This window comes from Agromyces molybdatiresistens (assembly GCF_052748445.2).
Genome location: NZ_CM188258.1, coordinates 3,787,021 through 3,801,934 on the forward strand (window position 1 = coordinate 3,787,021; position 14,914 = coordinate 3,801,934).

General features: G+C 72.7%; 17 protein-coding genes. 6 read left to right on the forward strand and 11 right to left on the reverse strand.

Annotated elements, in window-relative coordinates; genetic code table 11:
- Positions 1–36 precede the first annotated feature (36 nt).
- Positions 37–711, reverse strand: coding sequence for a GntR family transcriptional regulator (locus ACULK2_RS17555; RefSeq protein WP_445967856.1), 675 nt, complete (start codon positions 709–711; stop codon positions 37–39).
- 216 nt (positions 712–927) lie between these two features.
- Here ACULK2_RS17555 and ACULK2_RS17560 point away from each other — a divergent pair, with 216 nt between their 5' ends.
- Positions 928–1,617 carry a hypothetical protein gene (locus tag ACULK2_RS17560; RefSeq protein ID WP_445967855.1) on the forward strand — a complete coding sequence of 230 codons (690 nt, stop codon included), beginning with the start codon at positions 928–930 and terminating at the stop codon, positions 1,615–1,617.
- A gap of 204 nt (positions 1,618–1,821) precedes the next feature.
- A complete protein-coding gene (locus ACULK2_RS17565; RefSeq protein ID WP_445967854.1) occupies positions 1,822–2,070 on the forward strand; it encodes a hypothetical protein in 249 nt (82 codons plus the stop codon).
- 10 nt (positions 2,071–2,080) lie between these two features.
- Here the strand turns inward: ACULK2_RS17565 and ACULK2_RS17570 are convergent, their stop codons facing one another.
- From ACULK2_RS17570 to ACULK2_RS17605, 8 genes are all read right to left on the reverse strand, one after another.
- Positions 2,081–2,521 (reverse strand): hypothetical protein, encoded by a 441-nt coding sequence (locus ACULK2_RS17570; protein ID WP_445967853.1) that lies wholly within the window; start codon positions 2,519–2,521, stop codon positions 2,081–2,083.
- 10 nt (positions 2,522–2,531) lie between these two features.
- Entirely contained in the window at positions 2,532–2,693 is a 162-nt protein-coding gene (locus tag ACULK2_RS17575) for a DUF8730 family Cys-rich protein (RefSeq protein WP_445967852.1), read from the reverse strand.
- Positions 2,694–2,769: 76 nt separating this feature from the next.
- Positions 2,770–2,895 carry a DUF8730 family Cys-rich protein gene (locus tag ACULK2_RS17580; protein WP_501044940.1) on the reverse strand — a complete coding sequence of 42 codons (126 nt, stop codon included), beginning with the start codon at positions 2,893–2,895 and terminating at the stop codon, positions 2,770–2,772.
- Positions 2,896–2,956: 61 nt separating this feature from the next.
- Positions 2,957–4,627 (reverse strand): FAD-dependent oxidoreductase, encoded by a 1,671-nt coding sequence (locus ACULK2_RS17585; RefSeq protein ID WP_445967851.1) that lies wholly within the window; start codon positions 4,625–4,627, stop codon positions 2,957–2,959.
- A 146-nt stretch (positions 4,628–4,773) separates the two neighbouring features.
- Positions 4,774–5,544, reverse strand: a complete 771-nt coding sequence (locus ACULK2_RS17590) for a hypothetical protein (RefSeq protein WP_445967850.1) — start codon at positions 5,542–5,544, stop codon at positions 4,774–4,776.
- A 1-nt stretch (position 5,545) separates the two neighbouring features.
- A complete protein-coding gene (locus ACULK2_RS17595) occupies positions 5,546–6,193 on the reverse strand; it encodes an RNA polymerase sigma factor (RefSeq protein WP_445967849.1) in 648 nt (215 codons plus the stop codon).
- Between the two features lie 112 nt (positions 6,194–6,305).
- Positions 6,306–7,754, reverse strand: a complete 1,449-nt coding sequence (locus ACULK2_RS17600) for an ABC1 kinase family protein (RefSeq protein ID WP_445967848.1) — start codon at positions 7,752–7,754, stop codon at positions 6,306–6,308.
- Positions 7,755–7,993: 239 nt separating this feature from the next.
- The gene (locus ACULK2_RS17605) at positions 7,994–8,377 is read right to left on the reverse strand and encodes an SHOCT domain-containing protein (protein WP_445967847.1); all 384 of its coding nucleotides are present in this window, start codon (positions 8,375–8,377) and stop codon (positions 7,994–7,996) included.
- 174 nt (positions 8,378–8,551) lie between these two features.
- On the opposite strand from ACULK2_RS17605, the gene gadC reads away from it, so the two are divergent.
- From gadC to ACULK2_RS17620, 3 genes are read left to right on the forward strand one after another with little or no spacing between them, the layout of a single operon-like run.
- Positions 8,552–10,090: a glutamate/gamma-aminobutyrate antiporter GadC gene (gene gadC, locus ACULK2_RS17610; RefSeq protein ID WP_445967846.1), complete on the forward strand. Its 1,539-nt coding sequence runs from the start codon at positions 8,552–8,554 to the stop codon at positions 10,088–10,090.
- The gene (locus ACULK2_RS17615) at positions 10,087–10,536 is read left to right on the forward strand and encodes a hypothetical protein (RefSeq protein ID WP_445967845.1); all 450 of its coding nucleotides are present in this window, start codon (positions 10,087–10,089) and stop codon (positions 10,534–10,536) included. Before gadC ends, ACULK2_RS17615 begins: the two co-directional genes overlap by 4 nt.
- On the forward strand, positions 10,533–11,882 hold the full coding sequence (locus ACULK2_RS17620; protein WP_445967844.1) for a dipeptidase: 1,350 nt from the start codon (positions 10,533–10,535) through the stop codon (positions 11,880–11,882). Before ACULK2_RS17615 ends, ACULK2_RS17620 begins: the two co-directional genes overlap by 4 nt.
- A 143-nt stretch (positions 11,883–12,025) precedes the next feature.
- Here the strand turns inward: ACULK2_RS17620 and ACULK2_RS17625 are convergent, their stop codons facing one another.
- Both ACULK2_RS17625 and ACULK2_RS17630 read right to left on the reverse strand, forming a co-directional pair.
- Positions 12,026–13,606, reverse strand: coding sequence for a multicopper oxidase family protein (locus ACULK2_RS17625; RefSeq protein WP_445967843.1), 1,581 nt, complete (start codon positions 13,604–13,606; stop codon positions 12,026–12,028).
- Between the two features lie 181 nt (positions 13,607–13,787).
- On the reverse strand, positions 13,788–13,973 hold the full coding sequence (locus ACULK2_RS17630; RefSeq protein WP_445967842.1) for a hypothetical protein: 186 nt from the start codon (positions 13,971–13,973) through the stop codon (positions 13,788–13,790).
- A 158-nt stretch (positions 13,974–14,131) separates the two neighbouring features.
- On the opposite strand from ACULK2_RS17630, the gene ACULK2_RS17635 reads away from it, so the two are divergent.
- On the forward strand, positions 14,132–14,914 hold the full coding sequence (locus ACULK2_RS17635; protein WP_445967841.1) for an SDR family oxidoreductase: 783 nt from the start codon (positions 14,132–14,134) through the stop codon (positions 14,912–14,914).

A 14,914-nucleotide genomic window follows, 5' to 3' on the forward strand; every position in this document is an offset into this window, starting at 1 on the left:
ACCCCGGCCCGGTGACACGATGATTCGAGTGTCCGCTCACTCGGCTTCGGGACGTCCCGCCCACCAGCCGATGATGTGCGCGATGTGGCGGTGCATCAGCCGCTCCGCGCCCTCGCCGTCGCCCGCCTCGAGCAGGTCGAGGAGCTCGAGGTGCTCGTCGGCCGAGGCCGCGAGTTCTTCGGTCGCCAGGAGGTCGGCCAGGCCGGGCAGGCGCGTCTGCGCGCGGAGTTCCGTGATCAACGCACTGAGCCGCGGGTTCCCGGCGTGCGACGTCACCGCGGCGTGGAAGTCCGCGTCGGCCTCGAGGTAGTCGGCGAGGCTGCCGCGAACGGCACCGTCGACGATGCGGCCGGCGAGGTCGCGCAGGTGCCCGTACGACTCCGCGGGGATGCGGCCGGCAAGGGCACCGACCGTGGGCGGCTCGAGCAGCTGGCGGATGTCGACGATGTCCTGCAGGTCCTGGTCGCTGACCCCGGTGACGCGGAACCCCTTGTTCCGCACGATCTCGACGAACCCGCGCTTCTCGAGGTTCAGCATCGCCTCGCGCACCGGGGTGGCCGAGACGGCGAACCGTGCGGCGAGGGTCGGCGCGGAGAACAACTCGCCCGGCTTCATCTCGCCGGAACGGATGGCGGCGGCCAGCGCCGCCTCCACGCGCTCGCGGAGGCTCGACGAGGGCCGGATGGGCGTGACGCTCGTTTCCCGAGCCATGTTCGGCCTCCCTCGACGGTGGCGGAACCCATCGGCTGCCGCATCGGGCCGACGCGTTCCGTTCGAGTGCCCGGCGATCAGTACTATGCCACACCGCACCGCGATCGACGAGCGCCCTCCCGCCGTCGGTCCCGGCCGCAGCGGCACCGAGACATCCGCCGGGCCCTTGAATCGCCGGCGCAGCAGGCGCACAGTGGAAGGAGCGAGGGGGGTCTCATGCGAAACGCGCAACTCGAGCCGGACGTCGTCCCGATCCTGTCAGCCGGGAAGCACCGCTCCCCGCGCCGCGGGGCCTGCTTCATGGAGTTCGCCTCGTACCTCGCGGGCGAGCGGTGGAGCGATCATCCGGCCTGCACCCACGGCACCCTCGCGCACCTCGCGCGACTGGTCAACGACCGGACGAGCGATTCCGGCCGCGCTCGGCTCACCGCGCTCATCCCGTCCGTCGTCGGCCTCACGAGCGATGATCCGGAGCTCGACGTCCTGCTGGCCGTGCGAGCCGCGCACGCGGCCCTGCCGGTCGCCGCCGAGGAACGCCAGCGGTCGCAGGCCGTCGGCCTTCGGGTGGCACTCGTCGCGCTCGCGGACCGCGACGACGAGTTCGCCGCGGAGGCGAGCGAGCTCGCCGAGTCGGCGTTGCGCGCCGTTCCGGCGGCCGACGCCTGGGCCATCCGGTTCATCGACGAGGTCGGGCGGGGTCGCCCGCGCACGTCGGTGAAGCAGTGCCGCGATGTCATCACCGGCGCCGTCGACGGGATCGCGACGGCAGCCGTCCCGGACCGCGACAGCCGACTCGTCGCCCTGCTCTCGGCGGCCATCGCCGACACCGAGCGGTTCGTCGGCGCTCCGGAGGAGGCCCCGCTGCACGCCGAGCGGGATCCGATCGCCGCACGCGTCACGTCATAGCCCTGGGCGACATCCCTCTGCTCGACCCGTCTCTGCTCGACCCGGGCCACGGATGGCGCGAACCGTCGCCCATCGCGACGGCTCGCGGTCGCTCCGCGAGCACGTCGCCACGCGAGGGAACCGTTTCGGCGTCCGTCAAGGCCCTCCCGGTGCCCGCGCGATCGTTGCAGTCTTGACTGAAGATCGATTGCGAGGTGCGCGATGATGGGACTCACTCCGACGACTCCGGTTCCCGCGACCTGCCTGGTCGAACTCGGCGACGACATCTGGCGCATCGTCGACACCAGTCGCGACGACGGCGACCCGCGTCAGATCATGGGCTATCTCACCCGTGGAGATGACGACGTCGAGATCCTCTGGATGCGGCCACGGATCGGCATCCGGCGCTCCTACCGATCCATGGACGCGGCGGTCGATGCGATCGAGCGCACGCTCCGCGAGCGCCGCCGCTGATCGCGACCGATCACCGCCGGGAGGCCAGTTCGGCGAGCGCGTGCGCCCCACCCGCGCGGTAGCTCTCCCAGTCGCGGCCCGCGCCCTTCGGCACGGGATGCGCCGCCCACTCGTCGGCGAGCGACGCGGCGAGCGCGGCGACCGTCTGCCCTGAGGCATCCGACAGCTCAGCGGCGACGCGCCGCCCCGACGCATCCGACGGCAGCGCCCGAAGCAGCTCCCCGAGTGCCGCCGTGCGCCCCTCGTGGTACTTGCCCGCGGGGTACGAGCGGCCGTCCTTCGCGAGCGCGCAGCTCGTCGCGTCCCCCATGGTGTCGGCCCAGGCCTGCGCGGCGGCGGCGCGCAGGCCGCGAACGTCCTCGCGGCCGAGGGGCGCGGCGGGAGCGGTTGAGCCGGGCGCGAGCGTGTCCGGGCGGACGGAGACGCCCCGGATCGACCGGATCAGCGGCATCGGCTGCGGATCAGCGCCCGAAGAGCCTGGCGAAGAAGCCGGTCGACGGCTCCTCCTCGTGGCCCGCGCAGCGCTGGGCGCGCGGCACGCCGCGCATGACCTGGTCGACGTGCTGGCCGCACCCGGCCCAGGTGGTCTTGCCGCACTTGCGGCACGTGACGGCTCGGCACATGTGGTTCTCCTCGGGGTTCTGCGGGCGGCCCGGTCGAGCCGGCCCGGTGAAGGTCGAATGGGGCGGATGCCGCGGCTCAGCGAGCGTCGTGGTCGCCGTCGCACCACCGGTCGGCGGGGACGACGTCCTTCACCGAGTCGATGTGCTGGCCGCAGCCGGACCAGGTGGTCCTGCCGCAGGAACAGGTGACGGGGCTGCACATGATGGTTCTCCTCAGGGGTCGTGCGTGCGTGGGTGTCGTTCGAGCCTGGTGGCGCGCCGCGTCAGGCGGCGGCCGCGGTCTCGCGGGCCTCGGCGTGGCGGCGGGCGGACTCGCCGGCCTCCCACGTGAGGTAGCCGCCGTCGAGGTTGACGGCCTCGCGGCCGAGCTGGGCGAGCAGGCGGACCGCGGTGTGGCCGCGCTGCCCGACCTTGCAGTGCACGACGAGGCGCCCGGCGGGCAGCTCGTCGATGCGGTCGCGAAGCGAGTCGAGCGGGAGGTTCAGCGAGCCCGGGATCGCGCCCGCGGCGACCTCGTCGGCCGTGCGGACGTCGATCAGCGTGTCGCCCGCCGCCATCGCGGCGTCGAGCTCGTGCCACTGGATCGACGGGGTGAGCCCCTCGGCGGCGTTGAGCGCGACGTAGCCGAGCATGTTGACCGGGTCCTTCGCCGACGAGAACTGCGGCGCGTACGCCAGTTCGAGGTCGGCGAGGTCGGAGGCGGTGAGGCCGCCGGCCATCGCGGTCGCGATGACGTCGATGCGCTTGTCGACGCCGTGGCCGCCGATGCCCTGGGCGCCGAGGATCTCGTCGGTCTTCGCGTCGACGACGAGCTTCAGCGCCATCTGCTCGGCGCCCGGGTAGTAGCCGGTGTGCGAGGCGGGGTGCGTGTGGATGACGCGGATCTCGCGCCCGACGCGGCGCAGGAGCTTCTCGGGCCAGCCGGTCGTGGCGATCGTGAGGCCCATGAGTCCGACGACGGCGGTGCCGAGGGCGTTGCGGACCCGGATGTCGCGGCCCGCGATCGCGTCGGCGGCGAGCCGGCCGTGGCGGTTCGCGAGTCCCGCGAGCGCGACGGGGCGGTGTTCGCCGTTGATCGCGTCGACCTTCTCGACGGCGTCGCCGATGGCCCAGATGTGCGGGTCGCTGGTGCGCAGGTCGTCGCCGACGCGGATGCCGCCGCGCTCGCCGATCTCGAGGCCCGCGGCGGCCGCGAGCGAGGTGTCGGGGCGTACGCCGATCGAGCCGAGCACGAACTCGGCCGGCACGCTCGTGCCGTCGCTGAGCAGAGCGGTGTCGGCGTGGAGTTCGGTCACCTGGGTGCCGAGGCGCACGTCGACGCCGGCATCGCGGAGTCGCTCGGCGACGGGCGCGGCCATCTCGGCGTCGAGCGGCGGGAGGACCTGGTCGCCGAGCTCCACGAGCGTGACGTCGAGGCCGCGGTGCACGAGGTTCTCGACCATCTCGAGGCCGATGAAGCCGGCGCCGATGACGAGGGCGGTACGCGGCGCGACCTCGAGCTCGGCCATCGCGCGGTCGACGTCGTCGATGTCGCGGAGGGTGAGCATGCGGTCGCCGCCGGGCACGGGCGGACGGACGGGGGTGGCGCCGGGCGAGAGCACGAGCGCGTCGTACGGCTCCCTCGTCTCCCCGCCGGTGACGAGGTCGCGCACCAGCACGGTCTTCGCTTCGCGGTCGATCGAGACGGCCTCGGTGCGCACGCGCACGTCGAGGTTGAACCGGCTGCCGAGCGAGGCGGGGGTCTGCAGGAGGAGGCTGGAGCGCTCCTCGATGACGCCGCCGAGGTAGTAGGGGAGACCGCAGTTCGCGAACGAGACGTGCCCGCCGCGCTCGAGCACGACGATGTCGGCGTGCTCGTCGAGGCGACGCAGTCGGGTCGCAGCGGACATGCCGCCGGCGACACCGCCGATGATGAGGTAGCGCTTCGAGGTCATGACGCCACCGTATCAATACCCCAGGGGTATTGTCAAAATAGGTACCGGGTATCGCTCGGGTCAGCCGACCGGTGCCTCCGACTCCCCTCCGGACGCCGACGGGCCCCCGCCGAATCCCGGCGAGGGCCCGATCGAAACTGCGCGGGTCAGTCGTCCGAGTCCGCAGCTCCGTGGTCGCCCGACCGGGAACCGGCGCCGTCCACCTGGTCGCCTGCACCGTCGGACTGGTCGGCCGCCCCCTCCGCCTGGTCGCCGGCGCCGGCCGGCTGCCCGGCGTCCGCCGACCGCTCGGCGCCGGTGCCGATGCCGGAGCCGGCGTTCTCCTCGGCCGTGTCGAGGCCGAACTCGGCGTTCTCGTCGGCGTGCTCCACGGCCGTCTCGAGCCCCGAACCGGCGCGCTCCTCCGCGTGCTCGAGCCCTGTCGCCCTCTCGTCGTCACCCGCGCCGTCGGCGCCGCGCAGGTCCGAACCGCCGGCCCGATCCACGCCCGGCTCCGTGCCGGCGACCTGGTCGAACACGACCTGTGCCGGCTCGGGCAGCATGCCCGCGGCGCCCGCGGCGCCGGCTCCCGTCGCACCGACCGCGATCGCCGCGGCCGCACCGACCGAGATCTTCGTCGCCAGGCCGAGGCCCGCGAACCACTCCATCACCACTCGTCTTCTCCTTGCCGGCGGCGCATACGCAGGGGCGCTCGCCGCCATGTCCGGGTTCTCTCCAGGGGCGACCCCGATCGCCGACACGAGGTCGGGATCGAGGCGGGAGGCCACCGCGGCGCTCGGCCGCGGCGACCCCCCGGATGACGACATCCGGTATCCGGCGATCGCGTCGGCGAGGGGGGAGAGCTCGGCGCGGGCGCGGGGGGAACGCCCGCGGAGCAGTGCCTCCGCGTCGTCGTCGGTGATCGGGTCGGTCGTCATCTCACTCCCTGCCATCGACGGAGCGGCGCCCAGGGGTACGGCCCGACGCGATCTTCCTGCGAAGCGATTCCAGCGCACGTCGCTGCAGCGCCTTCACCGCGCCCGGGCGCTTGCCGAGCACCTGCGCGACCTGCTCGACCGTCAGGTCGCCGATGATGCGCAGCACCATCACGTCGCGCTGATCGGGCGCGAGCGAGTCGATGAGGTCCCGGGCGGAGCGATCCCCGAGCCGCCCGACCGCCTCCTCCTCGGCGCTCGGCGCACGCCGGTCGTCGAGTTCCTGCGACCACTCCGCCGTGTCGCCGCGCCGCGACCGGCGGCGCAGCTCGTCGGCCAGGCGCCGATACGCGATCGTGAACACGTAGGCCCGGAAGTCCGCCGCTCCCCCGTCGAAGTCGCCCAGGCGGTCGAACACGGCGAGGAACACCTCGCTCGTGAGGTCCTCCGGCTCGCGCGAACCGCGCGCCCGGAGGAATGCGGCGACGGCGGGGGCGTGGTCGTTCCACAACCGCGTGTTGGCCCAGCGGGCTCCCGCCTGCGCCGCGAGGAGCACCGACGCGAACTGCTCGGCGCCGGCCGATGCAGGCGTGCGCAGCGTGCGCTCCACGCGCAGGGGGGCTCCGGCGAGTGCGCCGTCGGGGTCGGCCACGCGCGGTAGTGTATGCCACCCGAACAGGGGGACGACAGTCCCCGTTTCCGCAGCGCGCAGCAACGGCACCCGCCGGGCGGTGCGAGGTGCGGAACGCGCCCCGCGGCGTCCGTCACCCTCGCCGGCGACGCCCCGATCGTCGGGACGTCCAGGCCAGGTAGCCGCCGAGCGAACCGAGCACGCCGAGACCCGTGCCGAGCATGACGCCCTCCCACGAGCGCCACTTGCGCTCGCTCGAGACGATCCCGCCGACCCCGGTGATGAGCGCGGCGCTGATCATGCCGGCCACGAGCCGATTGCCGATGCGCTCGGCGCGGCCCACGAGCGGCTCGAGCTCCGCGGCGCGGAGGTGCACCTGGATGCCGCCCTCGTCCGCGTGCTCGAGGAGCCGACGGACCGCCCCGGGCATCTCGAGCGCGAGCTCGCCGAGGTCGGCCGACGCCCGGGCGACGCGCTTGGCGAGCGCGATCGCGCTGAGCCGTTCGCGCGCGAGGCGCTGCGCATACGGGCGGAGCGTCTCGCCGAGCCGGAACTCCGGATCGAGCCGGAGCGCGAGCCCCTCGATCACGAGCAGGGCCTTGAACAGCAGGGCCATCTGGCGCGGCAGGCGCAGCCGATGACGGCGCAGGATGCCGAACAGCTCGGCGATCATGCGGGCGAACGGGGTGGCGCGCAGCGAGTCGAGCCGGTAGCGGGAGAGGAACTCGGCGAGGTCGTCCTCCAGCAGCTCGCGATCGGCATGCGCGGAGGTCGGCGACAGGTCGATCAGCGCCGATGCGAGCCGCTCGGAGTCGCCGCGCACGAGTGCGACGAAGAGCGCGCCGAGCTGGTCGCGCAGCGTCTCGTCGAGTTCGCCGACCATGCCGAAGTCGATGAGCGCGATCGTGCCGTCGGGCTGGACGAACAGGTTGCCCGGATGCGGATCGGCGTGGAAGAAGCGGTCCTCGAACGTCATCTTGAGGACGATCTCGGCACCTCGACGCGCCACGCGCTTGCGATCGACCCCCGCCGCGTCGAGCGCGGCGGCATCGCCGACGTTGAGGCCGGTCATCCGCTCGAGCGTGAGCACGCGAGACGTCGTGAAATCCCAGTAGACGCGCGGGATCGCGACATCCGCCTCGAGATCGAAGTCGGCGGCGAAGCGCTCGGCGTTGCGCCCCTCCTGCAGGTAGTCGAGCTCCGCGAGCAGCGTCTGCGCGAACTCGTCGGCGAGGCCGCGCGCGTCGTGCTCGCGGGCGAGGCTCCAGCTGCGGCTCGCCCGGTCGGCGAGGTTGCGGAGGATCTCGAGGTCCTGCTGCACCTGCGCGACGGCACCGGGCCGGCGCACCTTGACCACGACCTCCGTGCCGTCGTGCAGCACGGCGACGTGCGCCTGCCCGATCGAGGCGGAGGCGAGGGGCACGTCCTCGAACGAGGCGAACAGCTCGTCGGCGTCGGCGCCGAGCTCGCTCCGGATCACCGCGCGGATCTGGTCGACGGGCACCGGCGGCGCGGCGTCCTGCAGCTTCGCGAGCTCGTCGGCGTAGGCGGGCGGCACCAGGTCGGAGCGCGTGGAGAGCAACTGGCCGAACTTGATGAACGTCGGGCCGAGCTCCTCGAGCGCCCGGCGCAGGTGCTCGGGCGGACCGGCGATCGCGGCGGCCTCGGCCGCGGCGTCGCCGTCGGGCGCGGCCCCGCGCCGGAACGGAGCGCGGCGGCCCCCGCCGACCAGCCCGGCCAGGAGGCCGAAGCTGTGCCGGCGCAGGACCGCCGCGATCTCGCGGTACCGGGCGCGGTGCCGCGACTCCGTCGAGCCGGCGCTCAGAACTTCGACCCCAGCGCCTTCGCCTTGATCGCCTCGAACTCACCGGGGGTGATGACGCCCTGGTCGCGGAGCGCCTGCGCCTTCGCGATCTCGTCGGCCGGGCTCGCGAACGAGATCTGGCGGTACTCCTCGGCCGTGTGCGTCTCGTACTCGACCTGCTTGCGGGCCGAGCGTTCGGCCATGCCCTTCCCGCGGGCGATCAGGTAGACCAGACCCGTGATCCAGGGCAGGAACACGAGGAAGATCACCCACACCGCCTTCAGCCACCCGTTCAGCGAGTGGTCGCGGAAGATGTCGATCACGATGTAGATGAGCACGAACAGGTACGCGATGTACGCGAACATCCAGAAGAAGAACCAGATCCAGGCCCAGAGATCCACGGGGAGTTCCTTTCGACGGCTGCGATGACGAGTCACACGGTACTCCCGGGCCCGCTCATCGACGGCCTTTGGTCCCGAATCCGCGCTCCGGCGCGTCGCTAGATTTCGCTTGTATCCGGAACCGAGGGGGGCGATGGGCGTGGACCGATCGATGACGACCCGGGCGGTGAGGTCGTGAGCACGGCGGATGCCGCGGCCGAACGCCCGCGCGGCGCGGCGATGTCGAAGGCGAAGGCCGTGCCGGGCACGGTCTGGATCTCGTGGATCGCACTCGCGCTCATGACGACGAGTTCGGTGGCGAGCCTGCGGCCGGCGCCGACCATGGCGGTCTACGGACTCGCCGCGATCTTCCTGTACCTCGTGCCGGCGATCGTGTTCCTGCTGCCGACGTCGCTCGTCGCCGCGGAACTCGCCTCCGGCTGGGAGGGCGGGGTCTACAAGTGGGTGTCCACCGGCATCTCGAAGCCCATGGGCTTCCTCGCCATCTGGTGCCAGTTCGCGATGACGATCTTCTACTACCCGAGCCTGCTCGGGTTCGTCGCGTCGACGCTCGCGTACGTCATCAATCCGGCTCTGGCGTCGAGCGGGGTCTGGACCGCGCTCGTCATCATGGTCTGCTACTGGTCGGGCGTCTTCATCTCGGCGCGCGGCACCAAGGGCGTCGCCGGACTCGCCAGCGGCGGCCTCATCATCGGCACCCTGATCCCGGGTGCGGTGCTCGTGCTGCTCGGCGCGATCTTCCTCGGCCAGGGCAACGAGTCGGCCGCACCGATGACCGCCGCCAACCTGCTGCCGCAGTGGGCGGGCCTCGCGAGCCTCGTGCTCATCGTCAACAACTTCCTGTCGTACAGCGGCATGGAGATGAACGCGGTGCACGTGTCGTCGCTGAAGAACCCCGCACGCGAGTACCCGAAGGCGATCTTCCTCGCCATGGGCCTCGTGCTGCTCATCTTCATCCTCCCGGCGCTCGCGATCAGCTGGATCGTCCCGGCCGAGCAGCTCTCGCTCACGGCAGGCGTCATGCAGGCGTTCGAGGCCGTGTTCGCCGCGTTCTCGGTGTCGTGGCTGACCCCGATCGTGGGCATCATGCTCGTCGCGGCATCCCTCGGCGGCATGCTCACCTGGCTGGCCGGACCATCGAAGGGCCTCCTGCTGATCTCGCGCGAGGAAGGCTACCTCCCGCCGTTCCTGCAGAAGCTCAACAAGAACGGCGTCCAGCAGAACCTGCTCGTGACCCAGGGCATCGTCACCTCGATCATCGCCCTCGGCTACGCGCTGATCCCGAACGTCTCGAGCGCCTACTGGATCTTCTCCGTGATCACCACGCAGGTGTACCTCATCATGTACCTGCTGATGTTCGTCGCCGCGATCCGGCTGCGGAGGACGCACCCCGACCACCCGCGCGGCTACCGGGCCCCGATGCTCATCGGCCTCGCGGGCATGGGCTTCGCGGCCTCGCTCGCCGCACTGCTCGTCGGGTTCATCCCGCCGTCGCAGTTCGGCGGCGGAGATCCCTGGATCTACCTGCTGATCGTCGCGGGCGGCGCGCTCGGCCTCGGCCTGCTCGTGCCGTACCTCTTCTACCGGTTCCGCAAGCCGTCGTGGAAGCTCCCGCCCCAGTCGGGCGCCGGTGGGGCGGACGCCGCGACCGGCACTGGGGGCGGCGGCTCCGCATCCACGCCCGACTCGACCGCTGAGGGGAGCGCGTCATGAGCACCCAGACCGAGCAGCAGACCGGGCGCGAACGGTCGATCATCTACATCGTCGCCGTCGTCCTCCTCGTCGTCCTCGTCGTCATCGGACTGCTGAGCCTGCGCGCGGCCCGCCAGAGCGCGGAGGCCGACGAGAAGGCGCAGGAGCTGATCCAGGCGCTCGAGGACGCCGGAGTCGAGGTCTCGCTCACGTCGCAGCAGATCGCGTCGGTCCTCGGCGACGACGGCGGCGCCGTCTGCGCGAACCCGAACGACGCGCTCTCGCGTTCGATCCTGCTGAGCCAGCTGGCCAACGGCGCCGCCGGGCCCGGCGCCCGTCCGGTCATCGTCGAGGAGCGCCTGCTGCAGGGGCAGCTGCTCATCATCGAGACGTACTGCCCCGACGAGCTGGACGAGTTCCAGCAGTTCGTCGACGACCTGGGGACGATCGACGGCGGCGACTCGTGAGCGACGACCTCCGCGCTCGCATCCGGTCGATGATGCCGGCGGCGCACGACGAGCTCGCCGAGCTGGTCGCGATGCGATCGGTCGCCGACCCGCGGCAGTTCCCGGCCGAGGAGTGCGCGCGGGCAGCGGCGTGGGTGCGCGACCGGTTCGCCGAGCTCGGCTTCGCCGACGCGCGCCTCGAGCGCACGCCCGACGGGTCCGACGCGGTCGTGGGCTCTCGGCGGTCGATGGCGACGGATGCCCCGACGGTGCTGCTGTACGCCCACTACGACGTGCAGCCGCCCCTCGACGAGTCCGCGTGGCGCACCCCGCCGTTCGAGCTCACCGAGGTCGACGGGCGCTGGCACGGCCGCGGGGCGGCGGACTGCAAGGGCAACATCCTGATGCACCTGCTCGCACTGCGCGCGCTCGGCGACGACGTCCCCGTGAACCTGAAGCTCGTCGTCGAGGGCTCCGAGGAGCAGGGCACCGGCGGGCTCGAACGCTACGTCGAGGCGAACCCGGATGTGCTGCGCGCCGACGCGATCCTGGTGTGCGACACGGGCAACGCGGCGGTCGGCAGGCCCGCCGCGACCGTGACGCTGCGCGGCATGGCGAACGTGGTCGTGCGCGTCGAGGCGCTCGCCTCTGAGGTGCACTCCGGCATGTTCGGCGGTCCGGCGCCGGATGCGCTCGCGGCGCTCATCGCGATGCTCGCGTCGCTCCGCGACGCGACCGGGAACACGACGATCGACGGGCTCGACGGGTCGGCGACGTGGACGGGCGCGCCGTACGACGCCGACCAGTTCCGCACCGACGCGGGCGTGCTCGACGGGGTCGACCTGCTGGGCGACGGCACCGTGGCCGACGGGCTCTGGGCGCGACCGGCCCTCACGGTGCTCGGCATCGACGCGCCCCGTGTGGTCGGCTCGACCGCGGCGATCGTGCCGCGAGCCGCGGCACGCCTGAACCTCCGCGTGCCGCCGGGCATGGACTCGCAGGCCGCCCACGACGCCCTCGCCGCGCACCTGCGCGCGCACGCGCCGTGGAACGTGCGCGTCGCGGTCGAGACCGAGGCGATCGGATCGGCGTTCCGCGCCGAGACCGACGGCCCGGCGTTCCGGGCGATGTCCGAGGCGATGCGCGAGGCCTTCGGGGTCCCGATGACGACGCTCGGCCAGGGCGGATCGATCCCGCTGTGCAACGTGTTCGCCGAGACCTACCCGGGCGCCGAGATCATCCTCATGGGAGTCGAGGAGCCGCTCGCGCTGATCCACGCACCGAACGAGAGCGTGCACCCGTCGGAGATCGAGCACCTCGCGGTCGCCGAGGCGCTCTTCCTGCGCTCGTACGCCGTCGCGTCCTGATCGCGAGCCGACTCGCTCGCGCGCCCACCGAACGTTCGAGTGCGGTTTCCGGGGTGGAGTACGCCCGCGGGCGGCCCTCCACCGCAGAGATCGTCCTCGTTCGGGACCGGGCGGTCGCAGGCGGACGCGCGGCCCGTGCGTCCTCACGCGACGCGGATCGCGCCCATCATGCCGAGGTCCTCGTGGTCGAGGATATGGCAGTGGTACACGGTCCGGCCGGTGATGCCCTCGAACGCGATCCGCACGACGACCCGCCCGCCCGCGGGCACCGGCACCACGTCGCGCCGGTCCACGCCGTCGACCGACCGACCGTCGACCTCGACGAGCTGCATCGGCCATACGTGCAGGTGGAACGGATGGTCCATCGTGCTCGTGTTCTCGATCGTCCACTCCTCCATCGCGCCGGCCGCCACCTCGAGGTCGGTGCGGCCCTCGGCGAAGGTGCGGCCGTCGATGGTGAACGCCATGCCCTGGCCCATTCCGCCGCCTCCGCCCATGCCGCCCATCGCGAGGATGACCGTGCGACGCCCGGTCGGCTCGGCCTCGCGCAGGTCGCGTGGGGCGACGGATGCCGCGGGCAGCGGCCCCGCGGAGGCAGCGGCGACCCCCGACACGACGAACCGCGCGAGGTCGGCGCCCGTCGTCGCACTGCGGGGCGATCCCATCGCGCCCATGCTGCCGCGATCGAACGGGACCGACTGCAGCACCGCCTCGCCCTCGGTCGCGTCGACGAGGACGTCGGCGCGGTTGCCCGGCAGCAGCATGATCTCGTCGACTTCGCGCGGCTCGGGGAAGCGCCCGGCGTCGATGCCGAGCAGCCGCATCCGCTGCCCGTCGAGGCGCAGGCGCAGGTACCGCGACGTGCAGGCGTTCACGATGCGCCAGCGCTCGCGGTCGCCGGACGCAGCGACCATCGTCGGACGCACCTGGCCGTTCACGAGCACGAGGTCGCCCTCGCGGCCCAGCATCCGATCGGGGCGCGAGGGCACGGCGACGTCGCCGTTCGCGTCGAACGAGATGTCGGCGACCACGAGCACGCGCTCCCGCGCGACCGGGATCGGTTCGGCGTCCTCGACGATCAGCGCGCCGTACAGGCCGGCGAAGAGCTGGTCGGCCGTCGTGCCGTGATGGTGCGGGTGGTACCAGAAGACGCCGGGCGGGTGCCCGTCGCCGAGTTCGTAGGCGTAGTCGAACGTGCCGCCCGCGGGGATCATCGCGAACACGTTGTCGGAGTTCCCCTCGGGCGAGACCTCGAGGCCGTGCGTGTGCAGGTTCGTCGTCGCATCGAGGTCGTTGCGGTAGGCGAGCGTGATCCGGTCGCCCGGGCGGACCCGCAGCGTCGGGCCGGGCATGCCGCCATCGAAGCCCAGCACGCGGACCTCCCGGCCGTCGATCGTGACCGTCGTGAGGGCCGCGGTGAACCCGACGTCGAGCCGGCCGCCCGAGCTCGCACGCACCTCGGGCTCCCGGAACGTCTCGCCGGTCGCGCCCTCGGCGTCGGCATCCTGCCCGCCGTCGGTCGGGATGGGTGCCCCGGTGTCGGACCCGTCGACCTGCGACGAGCTCCACCACACCAGCCCGCCCGACCCGACGGCGATGGCGCCGACGGCCGAGGCGCCGATGACGAGCACGCTGCGGCGACTGAGTCCGCCCGGGCCGTCCCGATCGTCGCCACCCGCTCGCGGCGCCGGGTGCCCGGGCTCGTCCCCGCTGGTGCCAGACATACCCCGACGGTATCCCGGCGCTCGATGCGGGCGCCGGGACCTTCGCCCCGCCCCGGCCGGATCCGCCCGCCCGCGGCCGGCGCCGCGCACACTGGAGTGCGATTCCTGCGATGGAGTACCCCTCAGACGGACCTCCACCGCAGAAACCGTCCTCGAATGCAGCGAGGCGGCCGGGCGAACGTCAGTCGCCGAGCGCCTCGAAGAGCTCGTAGACCATGAACGCCGGCCAGAACAGGCCCTGGAAGATCGCCCACACGTACTCCCAGAAGGCATCGGCCTGCAGCCAGAAGTACACCCAGGCCCCGAAGATCCCGAGACCGTAGATCGCGCCGCCACCGGCGAGACCCGCATTCGACCCGTTGCTCATGTCGCACCTCCGCTCCCGAGGCTAGGCGCCGGGCGTCCGCCGCCGCGGGCCCAACGACCCGTGCGCGCGGCGCGATGACGGGGAGGCTCGGAAGGGACCGCGAATCGGGTCCCACGCCGGCACCCCGGCGCGACCGCCGCACCGAAGCTGGAGCAGCCATGCCACGCACCTACGTCGTCACCGGATCCGCGAGCGGGATCGGCCGCGCGACCGCCGACCTCCTGGCCGAACGCGGACATCGCGTGATCGGGGTCGACCTGCACGACAGCGACGTGGACGTCGACCTGTCGACCGAGCAGGGGCGGGCCGACCTGGTCTCCGGGGTCGCCGACGCGAGCGGCGGGCGCATCGACGCGATCATCGCCAACGCCGGGCTCGCCGTCCCGATCGCGAAGGCCGCGGCGGTGAACTACTTCGGCGCCCTCGCGACGCTCGACGGGCTCCGGCCGCTCCTCGCCGGCTCCGCGTCGCCGCGCGCGGTCGCGACCGCGTCGATGGCCTCGGTGTTCCCACCGGACGAGGCGCTCCTCGAGGCGTTCCTCGCCGGTGACGAGACCGCCGCGACGGCCCGCGCCGCCGAGCTCGAGGCCGGCTCGGCGGAGCAGGCGAACCTGATCTACGGCACGAGCAAGCGCGCACTCGTGCGCTGGATCCGCCGGTTGGCGCCGCGACCCGAGTGGGCCGGCGCCGGCATCCCGCTGAACGCGATCGCGCCGGGCGTCGTCGAGACGCCGATGACGGCGCAGTACACGGGTACCGACGAGGCGCGCACGGCGATCCTCGAGATGGTGCCGATGCCCCTCAACGGGATCTTCCAGCCGCGCGACGTCGCCTACCTGCTCGCGTGGCTGACGAGCGAGGAGAACGCGCACCTCTGCGGCCAGGTCGTCTTCATCGACGGCGGCTCCGACGCGATCATCCGCGGCGACGCGACGTGGTGA